The organism is Faecalibacillus sp. H12, assembly GCF_013361255.1.
Classification (GTDB): domain Bacteria; phylum Bacillota_I; class Bacilli_A; order Erysipelotrichales; family Coprobacillaceae; genus Faecalibacillus; species Faecalibacillus intestinalis.
Genome location: NZ_JABWDK010000002.1, coordinates 306494 through 327234, shown reverse-complemented (window position 1 = coordinate 327234; position 20741 = coordinate 306494). Strand labels below are relative to the sequence as shown.

The following is a 20741-nucleotide window of genomic DNA, read 5'->3' as shown; positions in this document are numbered from 1 at the left end:
TTATGTTGATTCTATCGCCTTTAATTTTTTTTTAAAAAAATAGAACAAGAAACAGCCTAACGGCTATTTGCTTGCTCTATTTCTACTTTTCGTCCATTTAATTTTTCTTTTTGACAATGTCTCATTACTTTTTTTACAGCTTTATCATTAATATTTACAAACGTAAACTTTCTTTTAATATCAATTCCTTGAATATCACTTTCTCTAATATTTGCCTTTGAGACCAAGAAATGAATAATATCTTTTTTCTTTACTTTATCCATAGATCCTACCGTTAAAAATAAACGTGTATAACCTTCACTTGCACCTTTTTTACGTTTTGATGAAGATTCAAGTTTTTCTTTTGTATAAGGAAAACCAATTTCTTGATTTAAAGATAATTCTATTAAAGCTGCCGTTACATCTTTTAACATATGATTTTCAATTTGATTTACCAAATCTTTCATTGGTTTATGTTCTCCATGTAAAATCATATCTTCTAATTTATACATTAATTCTGTTACTTTATGTTGGTGAATTTGTGTTAATGTTGGTACTTCTAATTTTTCAATATGAGATTTTGTTTTTCTTTCAATCTCTTTTAAATAGCGTTCTTCTTTTCCTACAACAATTGTATAGGCTTTTCCTTCACGATTCGCACGCCCTGTACGTCCAATACGATGTACATAAAGATCTACTTCTTGAGGTAATTCATAGTTGATAACATGACTAATATTTTCTACATCAATTCCTCTAGCGGCAACATCTGTCGCAATTAAATAATGAATTGTTCCCTCTTTGAATTTCTTTAAAGTTCTCATACGATGATCTTGATTTAAATCACCATGCATCGCTTCTACATTATAATTGGCCTTTTGCATTTGTTCCGTTACTTCATCAACGCTTCTTTTAGTACGACAGAAAATAATTCCTGATTGTACAGTTTCACTATCAATAATACGACATAATGTTTCAAAACGGTCTTTTTGTTTAACTTCAAAATAATATTGTTTAACTGTATTAGCTGTCACTGTTTTTTGTTTAACTTGAATATGCTTATAATCTGGTTTCATATAATTTTTCGCAATTTTTTTAATACCTTCTGGCATCGTTGCAGAAAACAACATCGTTGTATGTTCTGGATTTGTCTTAGAAATAATCGTTTCAATATCTTCTACAAATCCCATATTCAACATTTCATCAGCTTCATCTAAAACCACGTAAGAAACTTCATCTAGTTGAAGTACTTTACGTCTCATTAAATCCATCATTCTTCCCGGTGTTCCTACGACAATATCAACACCTTTTTTAATCGATTTAATTTGTTTTTCAATACCACTACCACCATAAACACAAGCAAAACGTAAAGAACTGTATTTTCCAAGTTTTTTTAATTCTTCATGAATTTGCATGGTAAGTTCTCTTGTTGGTGATAAAATATACGCTTGTGGTTTCTTTTTTCTTTCTTTTAAATTTGTAAGTAAAATACTTGAAAACGCCAAAGTTTTTCCTGTTCCTGTTTGTGCTTGTCCAATGACATCATAGCCTTCCAAAATAACAGGGATAATATTTTCTTGAATAGGTGTTGGTTTTTCAAAACCTAATTCATTGATTGATTTTAATAATTCTTCACTTAATCCTAATTTTTCAAATTTATTCATTCATTTTCTCCTCAAGTTTTTCGAGTATAACATAATTCATTTTAAAATGCAAAAAAAGAATGCATTAACATACATTCTTTAAATCACCCTTTAAAAAACCTTGAATATTATCAACGACTAAATCAAACAAACGATTTCTTGCTTCTACTGTTGCCCATGCAATATGAGGTGTCATTAAAAGTTTTGAAGCATCATTAATTTGTAGTAAAGGACTTTCTTTTGCAAGTGGTTCTCTTTCAAAAACATCGAGTCCTGCCCCGGCAATTTCATTATTTTGTAAAGCTTCAACCAGTGCTTCTTCATCAACAATACCACCACGTCCTACATTAATTAAAATCGCTTCTTTTTTCATTAACTTAAATGATTCTTCACCAATTAATCCTTTAGTTTGTTCATTTAAAGGACAATGAATAGAAACAATATCACTTGTTTTTAATAATGTTTCTAAATCAACTGAGAGATAATCTTGCTTCGTATTTTTTCCACTTGTCGAATAATACTGAACTTGACAACCAAAAGCTTCAGCAATTTTAGCAACCGTACGTCCAATATTTCCCATACCAATAATCCCCCATGTTTTTTCATGTAATTCATAAAAACGAGGTCCAATATGACTAAACATACCACTTTCACTATATTGACCACTTTGAACATAATTATGATAATAACTATTTTTATGTAAAAGTTCTAAAGCTAAAGCAAAAGTATGTTGCGCAACACTTAAAGAAGAATACCCTGCCACATTGCATACCGTAATACCACGACGATGACAATAATCTAAATCAACATTATTGACACCTGTTGCTGTAATACAAATAAGTTTTACTTTAGAAGCATATTGTAAGACTTCTTCGGTAAGTAAACATTTATTCGTAATAATGATATCTGCTTCTTTAATACGTTCAATGACTTCTTCTGGATTACTTTGTTTATAAATCGTTACTTGTCCAAATTGATTCAACTTAGAAAGATCAACATCATCTCCTAAACAAACACTATCTAAAAAGACAACGCTAGAACTCTTTTTTTTTAAAATATTTAAAATATCTTCATAAGATTTTCCTGAAAAGAATTTTCCTAAATTGATTGCTTCATTAATATCTAAAATAGAGCTTTCATGATAAATCCCTTTCATTTCATTATCTTCAAATTCAAAACTTAAATATTTATTTAAAAGACAAATCCCTAATGCTCTTGATGTCATTTCTTTATCTTTTTCAATTGTATCTAATATATTTTGAATAAAAGAAGCATCCTCTTGAACACATTTAGTAAGGGCTTCTTCTACTTCAACCCCTTCAAATAAATGATTTCTAAAACCATCATGATAAAGAAATGGTAAAACTACATCATAAACACTCATTGGAACATGCCCATACCCTTTTGTAAAGTTATATAGGATTGCAAGTCCTAAATTTTCATCTTTCATCTTATCTACTAACTTCATTTTGATCCTCCATAAATAATTTTATTTTTACACGATGTCTTTCTTGTTTTGTAAGATCATCATAGAATACAAAACAATACTTAAACGCTTGATCTTTACGATTATATTTCAATAAATTATAACTTAAATAACTGCTTTTTCTTTCTCTGGTACCTCCTCCACAAGAAGAACCTCCTGCCATAATATATGTATTTCCTTTTTTTACAACACAAGGAATATGCTTGTGTCCATGGAAAATATAACGTACATGATGTTTTTCTAACCAATACATTACATCTTGAGCATCCACAAGGGCTTTTGTCGAGTCAGCAATTTTCCCCATGAATAGTTTTTCATTCCATTTTATTTTCAAAAAATCATCTTTTCTAAGTGGCATTAAATGATGATGCATCATAGCAATCAAAGTATAATCCTCTAAATGATTAATAGATAATAACTCATCTTCAATTTCTTGTAAAAGTCTTTGCCCGACCATTCCCCTTGCTAGATTTCCTTGGGAAGTAGAATCTATTTTGATCACAATCATTTTAACATCCGGATAAACTTTAATATTTTCTCCTAGCAAATAAGCTACCACTTTTGTCTTTTGTTTTTTTAAAAGATTCAAGCCATAAACAATGACGTCATGATTCCCTAAAACAAACGTTACATCACTATGATATTTCCTTTTTAAACGATTCATAAAATGAGAAGCTGCATACATATTTTTACGATTAGGCGAATTCATTAGATCACCCGTAATCAAAAATTTAAGTTGATGATCATGAGGAAGCATATGATAAAGTTCATCTAGACTATCCTGTAATACAATAAGTCCATTGTCTGTTTTCTTTGTTCCTAAATGAAGATCACTTAGTTGTATAAAATATTGATCTTCATTTGTTTGACATTTCTTTTCAAAAATCTTATTTGTTTCTATTAGTCTAAAACATTCTTTTACTTCCTCTATGTTTTTTACAGGATAAAAAACACTTTGCTCTCCTTTAAATATAAAAACACCAGGCCAACAATCTATTTGATAAAGAGCATTTAAAAACAGATGAAAAGGTCCATATAAAGAGATATCTTCTTTCAATGCCTTTTTTATACAAAAAACGCGCATCAAATCATGATTATAACTATTATCAAAATTTTCCAAGAATTGCTGATCGATTCCCGATAATAAAATGACTTGATATTTTTCTTTTTCCTTTGCTATATATTTATGAAAATCATGTGCATAACTTGTTTTAAAAGCCGTATCATAGGTTTCAAAGTTTTTACTTCTAAAAAGTAACTCACATTCATTTTTTTGAATTTGATGTACAAATGGAAATTTTATATTTTGTTTTGTTAACCAATTTTTAAATTCTCCAAGTTGTTCGTAACTTGCATACACATTCCTAAATGACTTATTACCGTCTTTAAAAATAAAATTAAAATAGAGATTCATCAAATCATATTCATTCATGTGTGTCACCTCCCACATATTATACACAAAAAAAAGCCTAACGAATAGGCTTTTAGAATTTTAAATTTCTTGGAGTTCTTGGGAATGGTTCAACATCTCTAATATTTTGCATACCTGTTAAATACATTAAGAAACGATCGAATCCTAAACCAAATCCAGCATGTTTACATCCACCAAAACGACGTAGATCCATGTACCATTGTAATCCTTCTTTGGCCATTCCTTTTTCATCCATAATTTTTTCTAAGACATCATATCTTTCTTCACGTTGTGATCCACCAACAAGTTCACCAATTCCTGGAACAAGTAAATCACAAGCAGCTACTGTTTTACCATCATCATTTAAACGCATATAGAATGCTTTGATTTCTTTAGGGTAATCTGTTAAAAATACTGGTCCACCAACAATTTTTTCACAGATATAACGTTCGTGTTCTGAATTTAAATCCATACCCCATTCTACTTTATTTTCAAATTTAACATCTGCTTTTAATAAATAATCGATTGCTTCTGTATAAGTCATACGTTTAAAATCACTATCTCTAACTGCTTTGATACGTTTGATACATTCTTTATCAATCATGCTTTCAAAGAATTTCATTTCTTCTGGTGCATTATCTAAGACATAATCAATACAGTATTTAACCATATCTTCAATTAAATCCATATCATCTTCTAAGTCAGCAAAAGCAATTTCAGGTTCAATCATCCAGAATTCACTAGCATGTCTTGAAGTATTTGAATTTTCCGCTCTAAAGGCAGGTCCAAATGTATAAACATCACGATATGTTAAAGCAAAAGCTTCAACATGTAATTGTCCTGTAACTGTAAGATAAGCTTCTTTTCCAAAGAAATCTTTATCAAATTCTGTATTATCGATTGTTGTTGCTCTAAACATTTCTCCAGCACCTTCACCATCATTTGAAGTAATGATTGGTGTATGGACATAAACGAATCCTTGGTTTTGGAAGAATTCATGAATAGCCATTGATAAAACAGATCTTAATCTAAAGATTGCATAAAAAGTATTTGCTCTTGGTCTTAAGTGAGGAATTTCTCTCATGTATTCAAAAGAATGTCTTTTCTTTTGTAATGGGAAATCTTCATCACAAGTTCCTTCAACCACTAAATGTGTTGCTTCAATTTCAAAAGGTTGTTTTCCATCTGGTGTTAATTTTAATTTACCAGTTACTTTAACAGCACTTCCTGTAGAAATATGAGAAGCTTCTTCATAATTATCAATAATTTCATCTAAATAAACAACTTGTACATTTTTAAAATATGTTCCATCATTTAAAGCTAAAAATCCGATTTTCCCACTATTTCTATTTGTACGGATCCATCCTTGTAATTCAACATATTCAATACCATCTAATTGGTCTCTATCATTGATATATAATTCATATAATTCTCTTACTGTAATAAATTCAAACATTTTTCTCTCCCTATTCTTGATCATTTGATTTCATTTTAATTACTAATTCTTGAATAGCTACCACAACATCTACTGTTTGGACTTCAACGCCTTCTTGAACCATAAAATGACTATGCGTAAAATCTACAATTCCTTTAATGCCTAATTTCATTAAACGATCCACTGTTTCTTGAACATTTTCTGAAATCGCCAAAATAGCAATTTTACAATCACTTGGAAAAGTTTCTTCCAACTTGTCAATATGACAAATTTTCACACCAAATCTTTCCCCTTCTTTATTTTTATCCATATCATAACCACAAACAATCTTACCTACTGTATATTGCCAACGATTATATTTTAAAATGGCACTTCCTAAATTGCCAACCCCAATTAAAATAATAGGTTCATCTAATCGTAAACCTAAAACTTCACTTAAACCATCTATAAGATGTTTAACATCATAGCCTCTTCCACGTCTACCAAAATTATCCGTTTTTGATAAATATGTAAAATCACGCCTAATTGTTGTATCTTGTATTCCTGTAATTTCAAACAATTCACTCGATAAACATGTTTCTTTTCCTTCATGTTGCATTTTTCTAAGCGCTTTTAAATAAACAGGAAAACGGGACATTGTCGCTTTTGATATTTTTTTCTCCACACTAATCCCCTCCTATTGATTCTAATTCTAAATCAAGATGTGGTTTAATGCCAAGCGATAAATCACTAAACTTATTATTATCATACATAACTTTTCCTGCTAAAGCAATCATCATTGCATTATCTGTACAACATTTCATTGGTGGAAGAGACAATTGTACGTCTTCTAACATGGCAACTTGCTCTTTCATCTTTTCTCTTAAACCCCTATTAGCAGAAACCCCACCAGCTAACATAATTTCTTTAACACCATATTCTTTAGCAGCTCGAATCGTTTTATCGACCAAAACATCAACAACAACATTTTGAAAAGACGTTGCTAAATCATTTTGATTGATTTCTAAACCTTTTTGTCTATGATTATGTGCTAAATTGATTACTGCTGATTTTAAACCACTAAAACTAAAATTATAACTATCATCATCTAATGGTTTAGGTAAATGATAACTTGCCTTTCCTAAATGAGCCATTTTATCTAAAACCGGTCCTCCTGGATAAGGAAGATTTAAAACTCTTCCCACTTTATCATATGCTTCTCCAACAGCATCATCTAAAGTTTCACCAATCACTTCAAAAGAATAAGGATGTTTCATCAAAACAAGCTCTGTATGCCCACCACTGACTACAAGACATAGTGCTGGATAAACAATATCTTTTTCATAATTATTTGCATAAATATGCCCTGCAATATGGTGAACCCCAATTAATGGTTTATCATAAGCCAAAGAAAGTGTTTTAGCGACTTGTAAACCAATATGTAAAGAGCCAACAAGTCCTGGACCTTTTGTTACACAAATAGCATCAAGGTCTTCCATTTTTATATTTGCTTGTTTTAACGTTTCTTTTAAAACAACAGATACACATTCAACATGCTTACGGCTGGCAATTTCAGGGACAACACCACCATACATTGCATGTATGTCGATTTGACTTGCCACGACACTACTTAAAAATTCTCTTTGATCTTTTAAGACAGCCATCGCCATTTCATCACAACTTGATTCAATTGCTAGTAATAATGACATCTCTATCCCTCCAATTTCTTGATCATTAAATACGCATCTTCACCATTGCTATAGTATCTTTTTCTAACAGCAACATTTTTAAACCCAAATTTTTGATATAAAGCAATTGCTTTTACATTTGAAACACGTACTTCTAAATTAACATTTTGATAATGTAATTCTTCACTTTTTTCAAGAGCGTATTCCATCAGTTGGCTTGCATACCCTTGTCCTTGAAAATGTCGATCCGTCGCAATTGTTGTAATTTGACATTGATCACCTAAAAACCATAATCCTATGTATCCAATAATTTGATTTTCTTTTTCAAGAATATAATAACCCGCCATAGGGTTTTCTTTTAATTCATGTATAAAATCTTCTTCATTCCATGGTGATAAAAAAAGATCTTTTTCTAATTCTACAATTCTTTTTAAATCATCAACTTTCATTTCTCTTATTGACATATTTTTTTAGCCTCAACTTCCTTAATATATCTTGGAACAAGACCATCAACATTTTCTATTTCTTTTTCTAAAGTAGAAAGTGTATAAATATGCTTGGCAAGATCCACTTCTTTTTCAAGTATTCCTACTAAATGTGTATCACCAACAATTTCATAATCAGTATATTGTTTTTGATAATTTTCAAATTCATCAATATTTATTAAACAATCATCAACAATAACCTTTCCTTCATTGTAAATTCCTAGAAATAATTTATGGCTTCTTGCATCTAAAATAGAAATAGCTTTTTTCATTCCTGCCATCGCCTTTAAAGAAGAAACAGTTTTTACCTTAATATTCATCGTTGCATTTAATGTTTTCGCAATCGTTAAAGCAACACGTACACCAGTATAAGAACCCGGTCCAATAGTAATGACCATTTCATCAAAATCGCTCATTTTTAAATGATTTTCTTGTAATAATTTTTGTAAATAAACGATTGCATACTCAGATTGCTTTCGATTTCCTTCTTCTTGTAAAGAAGCTAAACATTTTTGATTTTCATATAAAGCTACTACTAAATACTTATTAGCACTATCCATGACAATTGTTTTCATATTCAATCTCCTTTACAAGTTCTTCGTATTTTTTACCAATTGGTTTTAAAATAAATTCTCTATGATCATCATCGATTCTTTTTATCGTCATTGCTAAACGTTCTTGAGGTAAAATATCTTCTAAAAATTCTGGCCATTCAACCACACAAATATCATCACTATCAAAAATTTCTTCAAAGCCTAAATCTTCACTTTGTCCTTCTAAGCGATAAGCATCAAAATGAGATAATTGATAATTTCCTTGATATTGTTTTAAAATTGTAAAAGTTGGTGAATTAATAATTCTTTTAATTCCTAAACCCTTTCCTATTCCCTTAGTAAAGGTTGTTTTGCCTGCACCCAAATCACCATTAAGTGTCAATAACATATGCGGTTTTAGTAATTTTCCTAAATATTCACCAAAAGCTAATGTTTCATCTCTATTATTTATAGTAATCACTTTTTCCATAATAACCCTCTTTTAAATCTTGATAAAAACCATACCATTTCTTAGTAAAATTCTGATCAAATGGTCCTCCCTTTTTTACCGCTAAATCAATCAAAACATCTAGTTGTTTCTTTAAAATTTTGTCTAATTCATCACTATAGCCCATTTCACGAGCATGTTGACGATATTCTTCTTGATCTAAAATGCGATAGTTTCCATCTGGAAATACTTTTAAATCTAAATCATAATCAATATATTTTAAAGCCTCTCCATCATATAAAGTTGGTGAAGCAATATTACTATAATAATACACTCCTGTTTTTCTAATCATACAAATTACATTGTACCATTTATGTTTGGGCATATACCAAATAGCAGGTTCACGTGTATGCCACATTCTGCCATCTGATTCTGTCACCAATGTCCGATTATTAATAACAATGTAATGATCATCCGTTTCTTGTAAAACAAGTCCCTTTGACCAACATCTATGTATTTTACCATTATGTTTATATCCATGTATTAAGATTTTCTTTCCTACAATATCTTCCACAGCAAACGACTCCTTATTAACATTTACATTATACACAAATTCATCTTTCTTTCAAAGAAAAAAAGACTCGAAACGAGTCTTATAAATGAACTGCTTTTTTAAGTCTTGGATATAAAATCACAAACAAAATAAAGCAAGCAATGATTGTTGCAATATTATAAGGTAAGTTATAAGTTAAGTTTGCTTGTAATGGTGTTTGGAAAGCATACCATCCTGAAATCAAATGACAAATTGTTTTCAAAGCACCCGTAATAACAATTCCAATTGGTAATTCATACTTACCTACTTTTAATAAAGGAATAAGTGGTGTAAGTCCAATTAAAACCATTGGTAATAAATAATCAAAGATTACCGATAAAGGACCATAAAATGTTGCAAGTCCTAAAGCAAAATGTAGACCTAAACAAACAAGTGAAACAATCAAACTGTAACCCCAATTCATCAAATAGCCACATAAAATAATTGCAACAAGTGAAAAAGCACAGTTACCACCTTTTGGCATCTCATAAAATTTTGTGCAATATTCTAAAACAACTTGCATTGCCGCAAACATTGCCATATAAGCCATATTCTTCGTAGTTAATTTAATTTCCATAGTCATCCTCCTTTAAATGAGGCAAAATAAAAACCTTTTTACATACGCAAAAAGGCAAATAAACTATTTTGCACTCTCTACGCTAGCATTACCTAGTTCAGATTATAAGGGACAAGGTTTTCACCTTTCTCAGCATTTTGCGCCCCTGGCAAGTCTTATTATAAATCAATCTCTTCTTTTTTCAATCTTTTTATAGTTTTTTCTTCCTTGTCGGTGTTATAATGGAAAAGTATTAATAAGGAGGACTTGAATGTTATGTCAAAAATTATTTCCGTAAACGCTGGAAGTTCATCTTTAAAATTCCAATTATTTGAAATGGATGATGAAACTGTTATTACTTCTGGTGTTATTGAAAGAATTGGTTTAGAAGATTCTATTTTTACTATTAAGTATAATGGAGAAAAAGATGTCACAACTTTACCAATCGAAAACCATAAAGTTGCTGTTCAACTTTTATTAGACACTTTAATCAAAAAAGAAATTGTTAAGGACCTAGATGAAATCAAAGGTGTTGGACATCGTGTTGTCCAAGGTGGTGCTTATTTTGATCAATCAGTCATTATTGATGAAGATGTTGTTTCTAAAATTGATGAATTAAAATCATTAGCCCCTTTACACAATCCTGCTCATTTAACTGGATACTATGCTTTTAAAGAAGCTATTCCTAATGCTGGTGCTGTTGCTGTATTTGATACAGCTTTCCATCAAACATTAGAACCAAAAAGTTATATTTATCCAATTCCTTACAAATATTATGTAGAAAACAAAGTACGTAAATACGGTGCTCATGGAACAAGCCATTTCTATGTTTCATCTCGTTGTCGTGAAATGATGGGAAACCCTGAACACTCACGTATTATCGTTGCTCACTTAGGAGCTGGTGGTTCTTTAACTGCTGTTAAAGATGGTAAATCAATCAATACATCTATGGGATTTACACCTCTTGCTGGTATTATGATGGGAACACGTTCTGGAGATGTTGATCCTTCAGTTATCGATTATTTAATCGAAGAAGTTGGTTTAGATATGAAAGAAGTCATCAAGATGCTTAATAAAGAATCTGGATTACTTGGTGTTTCTGGTGTATCAAGTGACTTTAGAGATGTACAAGAAGCTGCTGCCAACGGTAATGAAAGAGCGCAACTTGCCTTGGATATTTTCTTTAGAAGAGTTATTGCTTATATTGGTCGTTACTTCATTGCTTTAGGTGGAGTTGATGCTATTTGTTTTACAGCAGGTATTGGAGAAAACTCATTCTTTGCAAGAAAAGAAATTTGTAATTTATTAGCTGAAGCTTTAGGTATTGAAATTGATGATGATGCAAACGTTAATGGTAAAGGTGATCGTTTAATTTCTACGCCAAATAGTAAAGTTAAAGTTTACGTTATTCCAACAAACGAAGAATTAGTTATCGCTAGAGATACTAAGAGGTTGTTAAATTTATAAGATAAAAGAAAGGTCTCCCTCGTGAGACCTTTTAATATTCATCATCTTCATCAAAAATAATATGTTTTATGTGATTTTCTATTTCTTTTTTATCTGTAATTACATTGCAAAATCTTTTTCTAATATCTAATCTTTGGAGATCAACAACACGCATATCACTCAACTGCATACGACTCCTTATTGGATATTTTCTTATTTTTGCACGAATATCTAATTCATATTCAGTTGCTTCTGGCGAATCTTCTTTAATAGATGTACAGGGAATAACGAGCATTTTCGATCCAAAATCTTTTAAAACGTAGCACCAATGCCCATCCATCAATTCTTTAGGAAATCCTCTACCAATATTAAAATAGGCCATTTGGTGAACCATAGGTCGACGAGAAACATGATAATAAGTTTGATCAGGTTCTGGATTCTCTTCTTCAACTAATTGACAATAAAAATATTCTAATTGTCTTGTTTGATGCAACAAAGAATAGGTATACTTTTCTACATCATAGCATTCTGTTTCTTTCAAATTTTTTAATGATTTTTTCATTTCGTCCATATTATATTCTACAGACATCTCACTTTTTTTATTTTCCATAAAAATACCTCCATTATTATATCGCCTAAAAAAATCATTTTTTCTTCTTTTTTTCTTCTTTTTTTAAAAAATTTGTAGTTGATTTATAAATAAGTACTCTATATAATAGATGCGGTTATAAAATGAGATTTGAAAATAGAGCGCCAGGACTGCATTGCAGTTGACGAGGACTAGACTTATCGAAAAATTCGGCGGATGGTCTAGAGGTATGATACTACCTAAACGATGAACAAAAACTACAAGTGATTGTAAAACAAATTCATCTAGTATCCTCTTTTTTATAACCACACATATGAATATATAAAGGAGGATTTTTTATGTGTGGAATTACTGCCATTAGTGCAAATAAAGAAGCCCTACCATTCTTACTTCAAGGGCTAGAAAAACTAGAATACCGTGGATATGATTCAGCGGGTATTACAACAATTGAAGGGAACCATTTATTTACAAAAAAAGCTAAAGGTCGTCTTCAAAATTTAAAAGATTTATTAAAAGATGAAAATGTTTTAGGTCATGTTGGGATTGGTCATACTAGATGGGCTACTCATGGAATCCCATCAAATTTAAACTCTCATCCTCATACTAATAATGATGAGACTATTTCTTTAGTTCATAATGGAATTATTGAAAATTATAGAGAACTTAAAGAAATCTTAATTTTACAAGGATATCAATTTCATTCTGAAACAGATAGTGAAGTTGTTGTTCATATGATGGATTATTATTATAAAAAAGAAAAAGATTTACAAAAAGCATTAGAAAGAGTTATTACAAGAATTGAAGGAAGCTATGCTTTATGTATTGTTTCAACAATTGAGCCTGATAAAGTCTTTATCGCTAAAAAAGACAGTCCATTAGTTATTGGAAAAACAGCTGATGCTTCTGTCGCTGCCAGTGATATTCCAGCTATTTTAGATTATACAAAAGATGTTTATTTCTTAGAAGATTATGAAATTGCTATTTTAAATAAAGGAAATGTTTCTTTCTTTGATCAATACGGAAATCCTATCGAAAAAGAAATCACTACTATTCCTTATGATAATGAAGCTGCTCAAAAAGGTGGTTATGATACATTCATGTTAAAAGAAATTCATGAACAGCCTTATGCTATTGCTGAAACTTTAAGAGGACGTGTTGAAGGAACAGATCGTATCGTTTTACCTGAGCTTGATGCCATTCATGATAAATTCAAAACTTTCAACAAAGCTTACTTTGTTGCTTGTGGAACAGCTTATCATGCTTGCCTTTCAGGGGCAAACATTTTAGAAAGATTAACAGGAATCCCTACTTTTACTCAAGTTGCCAGTGAATTTAGATATTGTGATCCTATCGTTGATGAAAAAACAATGTGTGTCTTTGTTTCTCAATCAGGAGAAACAGCTGATACAATGGCTGCTTTACGTTTAGCTAAAGAAAAAGGATGTACAACAATTGCAGTTGCAAACGTTTTAGGATCATCTATTTCTCGTGAAGCTGATCATACAATTTATACATGTGCTGGTCCTGAAATTGCTGTTGCTTCAACAAAAGCTTATACAACACAATTAATTGTCTTATTATTACTTGGTATGTATATTTCTCAAGCTTTAGGAAATGAAAATGAAGATTATAAACGTATTATTGAAGGTATTGCTTCATTACCTCAACATATTGAAAACATCTTAAAAGATGAAAAAACATTTGAACATTATGCATCTTATTTAAAAGATTTAAAAGATGCTTATTATATTGGTAGAAGTTTAGATTATGCTACTGTTTTAGAAGGAGCTTTAAAATTAAAAGAAGTTTCATATGTCCATGCTGATGCCTATATTGCAGGTGAGTTAAAACATGGTCCAATTGCATTAATTGAACAAGGAAGTTTAGTAATTGCTGTAGCAACACAACCAAATATTGCTGCTAAAACAATTTCTAACATTCAAGAAACAATTGCTCGTGGTGCTAATGTTATCTTATTTACAATCGATGGACAAGAAGTAGGAAATGTTAAAGAAACATATATCTTACCTGACGTTGATCCAATCTTACAATCTGTTTTAGTTGCTGTACCTTTACAACTGATTGCTTACTATGCAGCTGGTCTTAAAGGTTGTGATGTTGATAAACCACGTAACCTAGCTAAATCAGTTACAGTTGAATAAAAAGAAAACTCTATGATTCCTATTTCATAGAGTTTTTTTATCCTTTTATTCTTTTAACAAAAAAGCGCCTAAGCGCTTTTTTAACTATCTTCTTAATCCTAATCTTTGTACTAAAGAAGCATATCTTTCGATATCTTTATTTTTTAAGTATTTTAATAAATCTCTTCTTCTACCAATTTTCTTTAATAAACCTCTATTTGAGTGTTTATCTTTTGGATGTTGTTTGAAGTGACCATTTAATTTGTTGATATCTGCAGTTAATACAGCGATTTGTACTTCTGGAGAACCAGTATCTCCTTCTTTAGTAGCATATTCTTTCATGATAGCTTGTTTTTCTTGTTTTGTTAACATTTCTTTTATCCTCCATATGTTAATTTCTTGGCAATATCCAAGCTATACGTTGAGTATTCGCATATCCTAGACATTGTTGCACGACTATTATAACAAAACATATATAAATTTCAAAGACTTTTTTTAATTATTTTGTAAATCTCTTGAAAATTATTTTTTTGTCTAAAATTATTTAAAACTAACAAAACAAAAGGTGCGACCATAAACCCCCAAATACCCATCAATTTCATAAACAGATACATAGCAACAAACATATAGAGAGCTGGTATTTTGATTTTTTTAGATAAAAGATGTGGTTCTAAAATATTTCTTATCAGAGCAATGATCCCATAAAGAATTAATAGTTTTAATGATAGAGATATTTGATTTAATAAAGCAAGAGTAATGATCCAAGGAAACATAATCATCTCAATTCCTAATACTGGAAAAAAGTCAAAGAAGGCAATAAAAAAAGAAAGATTCAATGCTTGTTTGATTCCTATCACTTGAAAGCCTAAAAAAAGCCCTATAAATGTGATAACAAATAAAATACTATATGTTTTTATAATAATAATAAACGTCTCTGTAAAAGAAGATATAAGGGTCGTATAAAGATTTTCTTTTTTTCTTTGAATAAGTGATTGATGAAATAAAAAAAGTATTGTTAGAAAGAAATGAATAAACAGACAAGCAATAAAATGAACCATATTCATCGCAAACGATAATACATAATGAATACTTGTTGAAAGAATATTTTGAATGAGAGTTTGAATTTGTTGATAAAATTGCGTAAAAAAAGAAATGAGATATTGATGGCTAAGAAGTTCTTGATAAACCGTTTCTATAAAGCTTGGTAAAAAAGAAAGTGTTTTAATAAAAAAAAGACATGAAAAGAAAACAAAGAGAAAGAAACAAGTATACAAAAGAATAAAAATGATGATTGTCATAATTATTGAAAAAACTTTATTTTTTATATGCAATTTTTCTAATATCAAGTCAATAAAAGGTTTTAATAAAATAGCGGATAAATAACTTAAAACGACAATCAGACATTTTTTAAATAAAATATAAACTATCAAACATCCTATACTAAAAATAATTCCATAATATAAAAAATTAATTAACCAACGTTTTTTCTTTTCCATAGTATAAAATATAAAAAAAGAAGATGATTATTCATCATCTTCTAACATTTTTAATTCTTTTTCACCTGTAATATATTTTAAGATTTCAGTAGCTGCTTCTTTAGGACCATTATGTTCATTACCTTTAATTCCTAAACGAGTACGTAATTGTCCAACCTTAACCCCTTGATCAAACATACGTTGGAAATAATCTTGTAATAATGGTTCACATTGATCTTGTCTTTGTACAGGTCCAAATGGATTTGCAAAGTAGCTTCCTACTAAACCATATTCAGTTGTTGTTCCTTTAGCCATACGATTACCAGCTCTGAAGACTTTAAGAGCATCATCAACATTATCAAAGAAACTTAATGAATCTCCATCTTCTTCATAATTGTTTGCATATAAGAACATATCAACATCATGCTTAGCAACTACATCTTTATATTCTGTAATTGGAATAACGATACGAGCATTGACTTTATCAGGATTCATGAAAACAGACCTATCTAATTCTTTAAAACTATAACCTGCATCTAAATCATCAAGTCTTACGAAAGCCCCAATTTCTGTACCTGATGTTTTAACAGTTCCTTTTTCGTCTAATGATAATAACCCCATGTCATCATAAACAGTGATTAAATCTCTGATATAAGCTGCTCCATAAACTTTAATTTGTTCGATTGTTTCAGACTTACCAGCTCCACTATCACCCATAACAACGATATTTTTTGTTTCTCCACTTTGTAAAGTGATTTGAACCATTGCCCCATGGATTGGAAGTTGTTTTTTATTGATTTTTCTTACATTGTGTAATGTAAGCATCATTTTCTTCATGTAACCGAAATAATCAAATTCATCGTTTGCTGAAAGTAAAGCAACCATCATATCATTTTCATCATCTTGATAGAAATATTGATGTTTTTTACCATCTTCATATCCATAAACATAAATCATATCTGGTTTTCTATTACGATATTCTTCTTCAGTTGCTAATTGGAATAAGTTACATAAAGTAACACCTTGTGCCATATAAGCGACATTGAAATAAACAAAACATAATAGATCTCCTACTTTCGCAGGATAACAGAACCATTGATCTGGATCAAATTTTAAATCTTCAAGTGGGTTTTTCTTTGTTTCAGGGAAAACACCATCTCTTTTATTACGTTTTGAATATGTAATAAAAGGTGGATGAATAATAACTGATTCAATAAATGGAATATTGTCTAAACAACGATATTCATATGGTAAAAATGAACGCATATTTGAAACACGTAACCCTGCATTGACACCTGCAGTAATTTGACGTAAAACATTTTCACTTTGTCCAATACATTTATTTTTAATTGATCGATATACTGATAAAACAAGCGCTTCAAAGTTAACTTGTGCATCAGCGAATTGAACGTTTTGATATCCCCCTCTTGATTCTTCATTATAAACCACACTATAACGTTGTAAACGACGCCAGAATAAATAGACATCTTCAATTACTTGTGTAAATTCATCCATATCTCTAAAATATGGAGCAAATTTAGGATAAATTGAAGCTAATTCCTTAGGATCCATAACGAGTAATAATCTAAAAACCGTTCTTAAATCATCAACAATATCAATACTTTCTTTTTGAACTTCTCTCAAGTATTCATAAGCTGTTGTTTTCTTTCTTTTGATATCGTGTATATACCCTTTAAGTACACGCGCAAAAGATTCGCTTTCAATCAACTCACAACGTGATTGACAGTATTCTTCTGAAAAGTTAAGAATTGCATTTCCTCTAGTAATTTTAAATTTATATGACATTTTATCATCCTTTCCACCAATAAGATTCCCCATAAATTGCCTTATTGATTGACATTATCTTACCATAATTTTTTTCACAAGCAAAATAAAAACAGTAAAAATATGATTTATTTTTCGATTTTTTTGCTTAAAATTATACAATTAAGACTTGTTTATCATATAGATATTTTTTTATTACATATCTATACAAAAAAAGACTCCTATAAAGGAATCTTAAAAAAGACTTTACCAATGACATCATTATCAAAATCAAAATAGCCTAATTTTCTAGAATCTAAAGAATGATTACGATTATCCCCCATGACAAACACTTTTCCTTTAGGAATATCAATAGAAAGATCTTCTGTATTCATATTCTCTTTAATGTAACTTTCTTTTATCTTTTTACCATTAATATACACTTCATTATTTTTAATATCTAGATGATCCCCACCAACAGCAATAACTCGTTTAATAATAAGCGTATCATCTAAACCATCATCATAATCTACAATAATAATATCATTTCTTTTAGGTTGACTATGTTTATAAAAAACTTTATCAATCAAAACAATATTATTTTGAAAATAAGTATTTTCCATACTTGAACCATTAACTCTTGATATTTGCACAAACTGTAAAAATATAAAAGTTGCAATAACTGTTAAAACAATGACTCTTACATATTCCAATATAATTGAAGTCGTACTTTCTTTTCTTTCATTCATAAAATCACCTGAATGAATTATATCACTTAATGAGATTCATTCAAATGTTTTCTTAATTTTGTAATGATTTTCTTTTCTAATCTAGATACTTGTACTTGAGAAATATTTAATCTTTGCGCCACTTTTTCTTGATTGAAATCCAGCTGATATCTCATATATAAAATAAGTCTTTCTTTTTCATCAAGTTTTTCTATTTCTAATTTCAATGCAATTTTTTCAAACCACATTGTATGATGTTTATCTTCTATTCTTTCTTCCATTGAAATTGTAGATCCATCTTTTTCATATATCGGTTCAGAAAGTGAAGTTGGATAATAAGAAGCATCTATAGCTTCTACAACATCCATGACATCTACTTCCAGTTCCTTTGCTATTTCTTGAACCGTCGGTTCATAACCATAAAGTGTAATTAATTTTTCTTTTGCTTTGTTAATTTTAATATTCAATTCCTTAAGTGAACGAGAAACCTTGATTGTCCCATCATCCCTAAAATAGCGTTTGATTTCTCCCATAATAATAGGGATAATGTATTATAGTGGAAATTTTGAAATTTCCTTTATCCAATAGGGTAATTATCTTGAATAAGATATATGAAATTTTACACGCAAGAAGATGTATCCCCTTGCGATGTATTAACTATAGAAATGTATTTTACTGTCGTGTCAAAAGATCATTATACTCGATTTCAACATAATCATTCGATATTTTGATCTTCTTGATATATTCACGTACAGTCTTTTGTCTTTCATTGAAAGACATGAACTCCCAGCTGTCAGCAACACTTTTGAATGCTTTCGCTCTTGCTGCCATATCTTTAGCTCTTGTGTTCTTTAAGGTGTACTGTTCAATCTGTGTATTCAGATTTTCCAGTTCCTTGTTAATCTCACCAATCGTCTCCAACAGGACATTGTTATTGGTATCAGATGCATATAAATTATACAAAGATTTCAGCTTTCCTTCAAGAACTGTTTTTCTCTGGTTCATAGCTTCAAATCCCTTTTGATTTTGCTGTTCTGATTTTCCCTCAATTATTTCATATTCTTTTGATAATTTCAGCATATCATTAACAACAACTTCTTCAACTTCAGCTGCATCTAACTTTCCATTCTGACAATTAGGATTCTTAACCAGGTGCGGCTTGCTATGATCTAGTGAATAACAATAAATCATCACTCTTCCGCCACTCCATTTTTGATAACGCATCTTCGCACCACATAATCCACAATATATTAAACCTGTTAGTAAATACTGTGATTTATGAGAAGTTGCTCTTGTTCTTGTTTTTCGCAATTCCTGAACTTCATCGAATAATTTTTTATCAACTATCGGTTCGTGAAGACCATCAACGATTTCCTTATTATATTTAAGCTTTCCAATGTATGTCACCCTGGATAACATATCGGACACTTGCTTGTCTCCTTTTAAATCAAACATCTTTGCCAGTGCATACGTGGAATAACCTTCCTTATACAATGCAAAAATCTTTCTGACTGTTTCTGCATCTTTATTTGGTACAAGAACATCATCGCCATTATTATAATCATAACCAAACGGTGGTTTCGTACCACGCCATTTTCCAGTTTTGATTCTCTCTGTAATTCCCATCTGTGTACGTTCACGAATATTTTCTCGTTCATACTGAGCAAATACAGATAAAATACCTACCATAGCTTTTCCATATGGTGTTGTTGTATCAAAATTTTCATTTAATGAAATGAATCCAACACCATTTGCTTCAAACACATCTTCCAGAAGATAAATCGTATCTTTCTGACTTCTGGACAAACGGTCAAGTTTAACAACTACAACAGATTCAACTTTGCCTTCTTGAATTTCTTTAATAAGACGTTTCATCTCCGGTCGGTTCAGATTACTTCCCGAATAACCACCGTCAATGTACAGATCATAATTATCAATCTCCTGGTAATTACAATACTTTTCAAGTTTCTCTGTCTGAGCACCTACTGAATATCCTTCTTCAAACTGAACATTTGTAGAAACTCTGATATATAATCCTGTTTTTTTATTATTTGAGGTATTCTTTCCGATTCTTATGTTTCTCACCTCTCTCTTTCCTCCTCTCAAGTACAATATACCATCCTTCAGAAATAATTTCAACCTATTTTATACTTTAATGTAAGTTATATGAAATTTCTTTTTCAGATGCATCGACTTTAATATTATCAACTGCTCCCATCTCTTTATTCATCTGATATAATATCTGACGAACCACTGGGGAATCCAATCTGAATCTTTCTAAATCTTTATCTTCGATTACATTACCATTTGCGTCATATCTTCTTACAATTTTTAATGCCATCGCAATCCCTCCCTTTATAAATCAT

21 protein-coding genes and 1 riboswitch are annotated in these 20741 nt (G+C 30.2%); of the genes, 2 read left to right on the top strand and 19 right to left on the bottom strand.

Going from position 1 to position 20741, the window contains the following annotated elements; genetic code table 11:
• Positions 1 to 56 precede the first annotated feature (56 nt).
• From HUU89_RS04670 to HUU89_RS04620, 11 genes are all read right to left on the bottom strand, one after another.
• Positions 57 to 1640, bottom strand: coding sequence for a DEAD/DEAH box helicase (locus tag HUU89_RS04670; protein WP_147579665.1), 1584 nt, complete (start codon positions 1638 to 1640; stop codon positions 57 to 59).
• A gap of 64 nt (positions 1641 to 1704) precedes the next feature.
• Positions 1705 to 3087, bottom strand: coding sequence for a D-2-hydroxyacid dehydrogenase (locus tag HUU89_RS04665; protein WP_175301099.1), 1383 nt, complete (start codon positions 3085 to 3087; stop codon positions 1705 to 1707).
• Positions 3071 to 4537, bottom strand: coding sequence for a metallophosphoesterase family protein (locus HUU89_RS04660; RefSeq protein ID WP_175301098.1), 1467 nt, complete (start codon positions 4535 to 4537; stop codon positions 3071 to 3073). The genes HUU89_RS04665 and HUU89_RS04660 overlap by 17 nt, the downstream gene beginning before the upstream one ends.
• Before the next feature lie 52 nt (positions 4538 to 4589).
• Positions 4590 to 5972, bottom strand: coding sequence for an asparagine--tRNA ligase (gene asnS, locus HUU89_RS04655; protein ID WP_032090308.1), 1383 nt, complete (start codon positions 5970 to 5972; stop codon positions 4590 to 4592).
• A gap of 10 nt (positions 5973 to 5982) precedes the next feature.
• A complete protein-coding gene (locus tag HUU89_RS04650; RefSeq protein ID WP_032090309.1) occupies positions 5983 to 6615 on the bottom strand; it encodes a redox-sensing transcriptional repressor Rex in 633 nt (210 codons plus the stop codon).
• A gap of 1 nt (position 6616) precedes the next feature.
• Positions 6617 to 7639 (bottom strand): tRNA (adenosine(37)-N6)-threonylcarbamoyltransferase complex transferase subunit TsaD, encoded by a 1023-nt coding sequence (gene tsaD, locus HUU89_RS04645; protein ID WP_032090310.1) that lies wholly within the window; start codon positions 7637 to 7639, stop codon positions 6617 to 6619.
• Positions 7640 to 7641: 2 nt separating this feature from the next.
• A complete protein-coding gene (rimI, locus tag HUU89_RS04640; protein WP_175301097.1) occupies positions 7642 to 8082 on the bottom strand; it encodes a ribosomal protein S18-alanine N-acetyltransferase in 441 nt (146 codons plus the stop codon).
• A complete protein-coding gene (gene tsaB, locus HUU89_RS04635; protein ID WP_175301096.1) occupies positions 8073 to 8678 on the bottom strand; it encodes a tRNA (adenosine(37)-N6)-threonylcarbamoyltransferase complex dimerization subunit type 1 TsaB in 606 nt (201 codons plus the stop codon). The genes rimI and tsaB overlap by 10 nt, the downstream gene beginning before the upstream one ends.
• Complete coding sequence (gene tsaE, locus HUU89_RS04630) at positions 8656 to 9126, bottom strand: tRNA (adenosine(37)-N6)-threonylcarbamoyltransferase complex ATPase subunit type 1 TsaE (protein WP_022000905.1); 471 nt, start codon at positions 9124 to 9126, stop codon at positions 8656 to 8658. Before tsaE ends, tsaB begins: the two co-directional genes overlap by 23 nt.
• Positions 9101 to 9658 carry a DUF402 domain-containing protein gene (locus tag HUU89_RS04625; RefSeq protein WP_175301095.1) on the bottom strand — a complete coding sequence of 186 codons (558 nt, stop codon included), beginning with the start codon at positions 9656 to 9658 and terminating at the stop codon, positions 9101 to 9103. The genes tsaE and HUU89_RS04625 overlap by 26 nt, the downstream gene beginning before the upstream one ends.
• A 79-nt stretch (positions 9659 to 9737) precedes the next feature.
• On the bottom strand, positions 9738 to 10253 hold the full coding sequence (locus tag HUU89_RS04620) for an energy-coupled thiamine transporter ThiT (protein ID WP_254697694.1): 516 nt from the start codon (positions 10251 to 10253) through the stop codon (positions 9738 to 9740).
• Positions 10254 to 10309: 56 nt separating this feature from the next.
• Positions 10310 to 10410: riboswitch (TPP riboswitch) on the bottom strand.
• Positions 10411 to 10508: 98 nt separating this feature from the next.
• On the opposite strand from HUU89_RS04620, the gene HUU89_RS04615 reads away from it, so the two are divergent.
• Positions 10509 to 11699, top strand: coding sequence for an acetate/propionate family kinase (locus HUU89_RS04615; RefSeq protein ID WP_032090316.1), 1191 nt, complete (start codon positions 10509 to 10511; stop codon positions 11697 to 11699).
• 31 nt (positions 11700 to 11730) lie between these two features.
• Here HUU89_RS04615 and HUU89_RS04610 read toward each other — a convergent pair whose 3' ends face one another.
• Positions 11731 to 12288: a hypothetical protein gene (locus HUU89_RS04610; protein WP_227351855.1), complete on the bottom strand. Its 558-nt coding sequence runs from the start codon at positions 12286 to 12288 to the stop codon at positions 11731 to 11733.
• 317 nt (positions 12289 to 12605) lie between these two features.
• On the opposite strand from HUU89_RS04610, the gene glmS reads away from it, so the two are divergent.
• Complete coding sequence (gene glmS / locus HUU89_RS04605; RefSeq protein WP_032090317.1) at positions 12606 to 14429, top strand: glutamine--fructose-6-phosphate transaminase (isomerizing); 1824 nt, start codon at positions 12606 to 12608, stop codon at positions 14427 to 14429.
• 84 nt (positions 14430 to 14513) lie between these two features.
• Here glmS and rpsO read toward each other — a convergent pair whose 3' ends face one another.
• The 7 genes from rpsO to HUU89_RS04570 form a co-directional block, all read right to left on the bottom strand.
• The gene (gene rpsO / locus HUU89_RS04600) at positions 14514 to 14780 is read right to left on the bottom strand and encodes a 30S ribosomal protein S15 (protein WP_022000911.1); all 267 of its coding nucleotides are present in this window, start codon (positions 14778 to 14780) and stop codon (positions 14514 to 14516) included.
• Between the two features lie 110 nt (positions 14781 to 14890).
• The gene (locus HUU89_RS04595; protein WP_175301093.1) at positions 14891 to 15904 is read right to left on the bottom strand and encodes an AI-2E family transporter; all 1014 of its coding nucleotides are present in this window, start codon (positions 15902 to 15904) and stop codon (positions 14891 to 14893) included.
• A gap of 27 nt (positions 15905 to 15931) precedes the next feature.
• A complete protein-coding gene (locus HUU89_RS04590; protein ID WP_147579657.1) occupies positions 15932 to 17689 on the bottom strand; it encodes a phosphoenolpyruvate carboxykinase in 1758 nt (585 codons plus the stop codon).
• Between the two features lie 200 nt (positions 17690 to 17889).
• Positions 17890 to 18396 carry a signal peptidase I gene (gene lepB / locus HUU89_RS04585; RefSeq protein ID WP_117481333.1) on the bottom strand — a complete coding sequence of 169 codons (507 nt, stop codon included), beginning with the start codon at positions 18394 to 18396 and terminating at the stop codon, positions 17890 to 17892.
• A 26-nt stretch (positions 18397 to 18422) separates the two neighbouring features.
• Positions 18423 to 18914 carry a sigma-70 family RNA polymerase sigma factor gene (locus tag HUU89_RS04580; RefSeq protein WP_317992322.1) on the bottom strand — a complete coding sequence of 164 codons (492 nt, stop codon included), beginning with the start codon at positions 18912 to 18914 and terminating at the stop codon, positions 18423 to 18425.
• 133 nt (positions 18915 to 19047) lie between these two features.
• The gene (locus HUU89_RS04575; protein ID WP_118576035.1) at positions 19048 to 20460 is read right to left on the bottom strand and encodes a recombinase family protein; all 1413 of its coding nucleotides are present in this window, start codon (positions 20458 to 20460) and stop codon (positions 19048 to 19050) included.
• A gap of 67 nt (positions 20461 to 20527) precedes the next feature.
• Entirely contained in the window at positions 20528 to 20716 is a 189-nt protein-coding gene (locus HUU89_RS04570; RefSeq protein ID WP_118576033.1) for a hypothetical protein, read from the bottom strand.
• Positions 20717 to 20741: the final 25 nt, after the last annotated feature.

Excerpts from the sequence above, each read along its gene's own strand:
- HUU89_RS04660 (WP_175301098.1), bottom strand. The coding sequence starts at position 4,537 with ATGAATGAATATGATTTGATGAATCTCTATTTTAATTTTATTTTTAAA.
- HUU89_RS04570 (WP_118576033.1), bottom strand. The coding sequence starts at position 20,716 with ATGGCATTAAAAATTGTAAGAAGATATGACGCAAATGGTAATGTAATC.
- HUU89_RS04610 (WP_227351855.1), bottom strand. The coding sequence starts at position 12,288 with ATGGAAAATAAAAAAAGTGAGATGTCTGTAGAATATAATATGGACGAA.
- HUU89_RS04590 (WP_147579657.1), bottom strand. The coding sequence starts at position 17,689 with ATGTCATATAAATTTAAAATTACTAGAGGAAATGCAATTCTTAACTTT.
- rimI (WP_175301097.1), bottom strand. The coding sequence starts at position 8,082 with ATGTCAATAAGAGAAATGAAAGTTGATGATTTAAAAAGAATTGTAGAA.
- glmS (WP_032090317.1), top strand. The coding sequence starts at position 12,606 with ATGTGTGGAATTACTGCCATTAGTGCAAATAAAGAAGCCCTACCATTC.
- tsaD (WP_032090310.1), bottom strand. The coding sequence starts at position 7,639 with ATGTCATTATTACTAGCAATTGAATCAAGTTGTGATGAAATGGCGATG.
- HUU89_RS04615 (WP_032090316.1), top strand. The coding sequence starts at position 10,509 with ATGTCAAAAATTATTTCCGTAAACGCTGGAAGTTCATCTTTAAAATTC.
- rpsO (WP_022000911.1), bottom strand. The coding sequence starts at position 14,780 with ATGTTAACAAAACAAGAAAAACAAGCTATCATGAAAGAATATGCTACT.
- tsaB (WP_175301096.1), bottom strand. The coding sequence starts at position 8,678 with ATGAAAACAATTGTCATGGATAGTGCTAATAAGTATTTAGTAGTAGCT.
- tsaE (WP_022000905.1), bottom strand. The coding sequence starts at position 9,126 with ATGGAAAAAGTGATTACTATAAATAATAGAGATGAAACATTAGCTTTT.
- HUU89_RS04620 (WP_254697694.1), bottom strand. The coding sequence starts at position 10,253 with ATGGAAATTAAATTAACTACGAAGAATATGGCTTATATGGCAATGTTT.
- HUU89_RS04670 (WP_147579665.1), bottom strand. The coding sequence starts at position 1,640 with ATGAATAAATTTGAAAAATTAGGATTAAGTGAAGAATTATTAAAATCA.
- asnS (WP_032090308.1), bottom strand. The coding sequence starts at position 5,972 with ATGTTTGAATTTATTACAGTAAGAGAATTATATGAATTATATATCAAT.
- lepB (WP_117481333.1), bottom strand. The coding sequence starts at position 18,396 with ATGAATGAAAGAAAAGAAAGTACGACTTCAATTATATTGGAATATGTA.
- HUU89_RS04665 (WP_175301099.1), bottom strand. The coding sequence starts at position 3,087 with ATGAAGTTAGTAGATAAGATGAAAGATGAAAATTTAGGACTTGCAATC.
- HUU89_RS04595 (WP_175301093.1), bottom strand. The coding sequence starts at position 15,904 with ATGGAAAAGAAAAAACGTTGGTTAATTAATTTTTTATATTATGGAATT.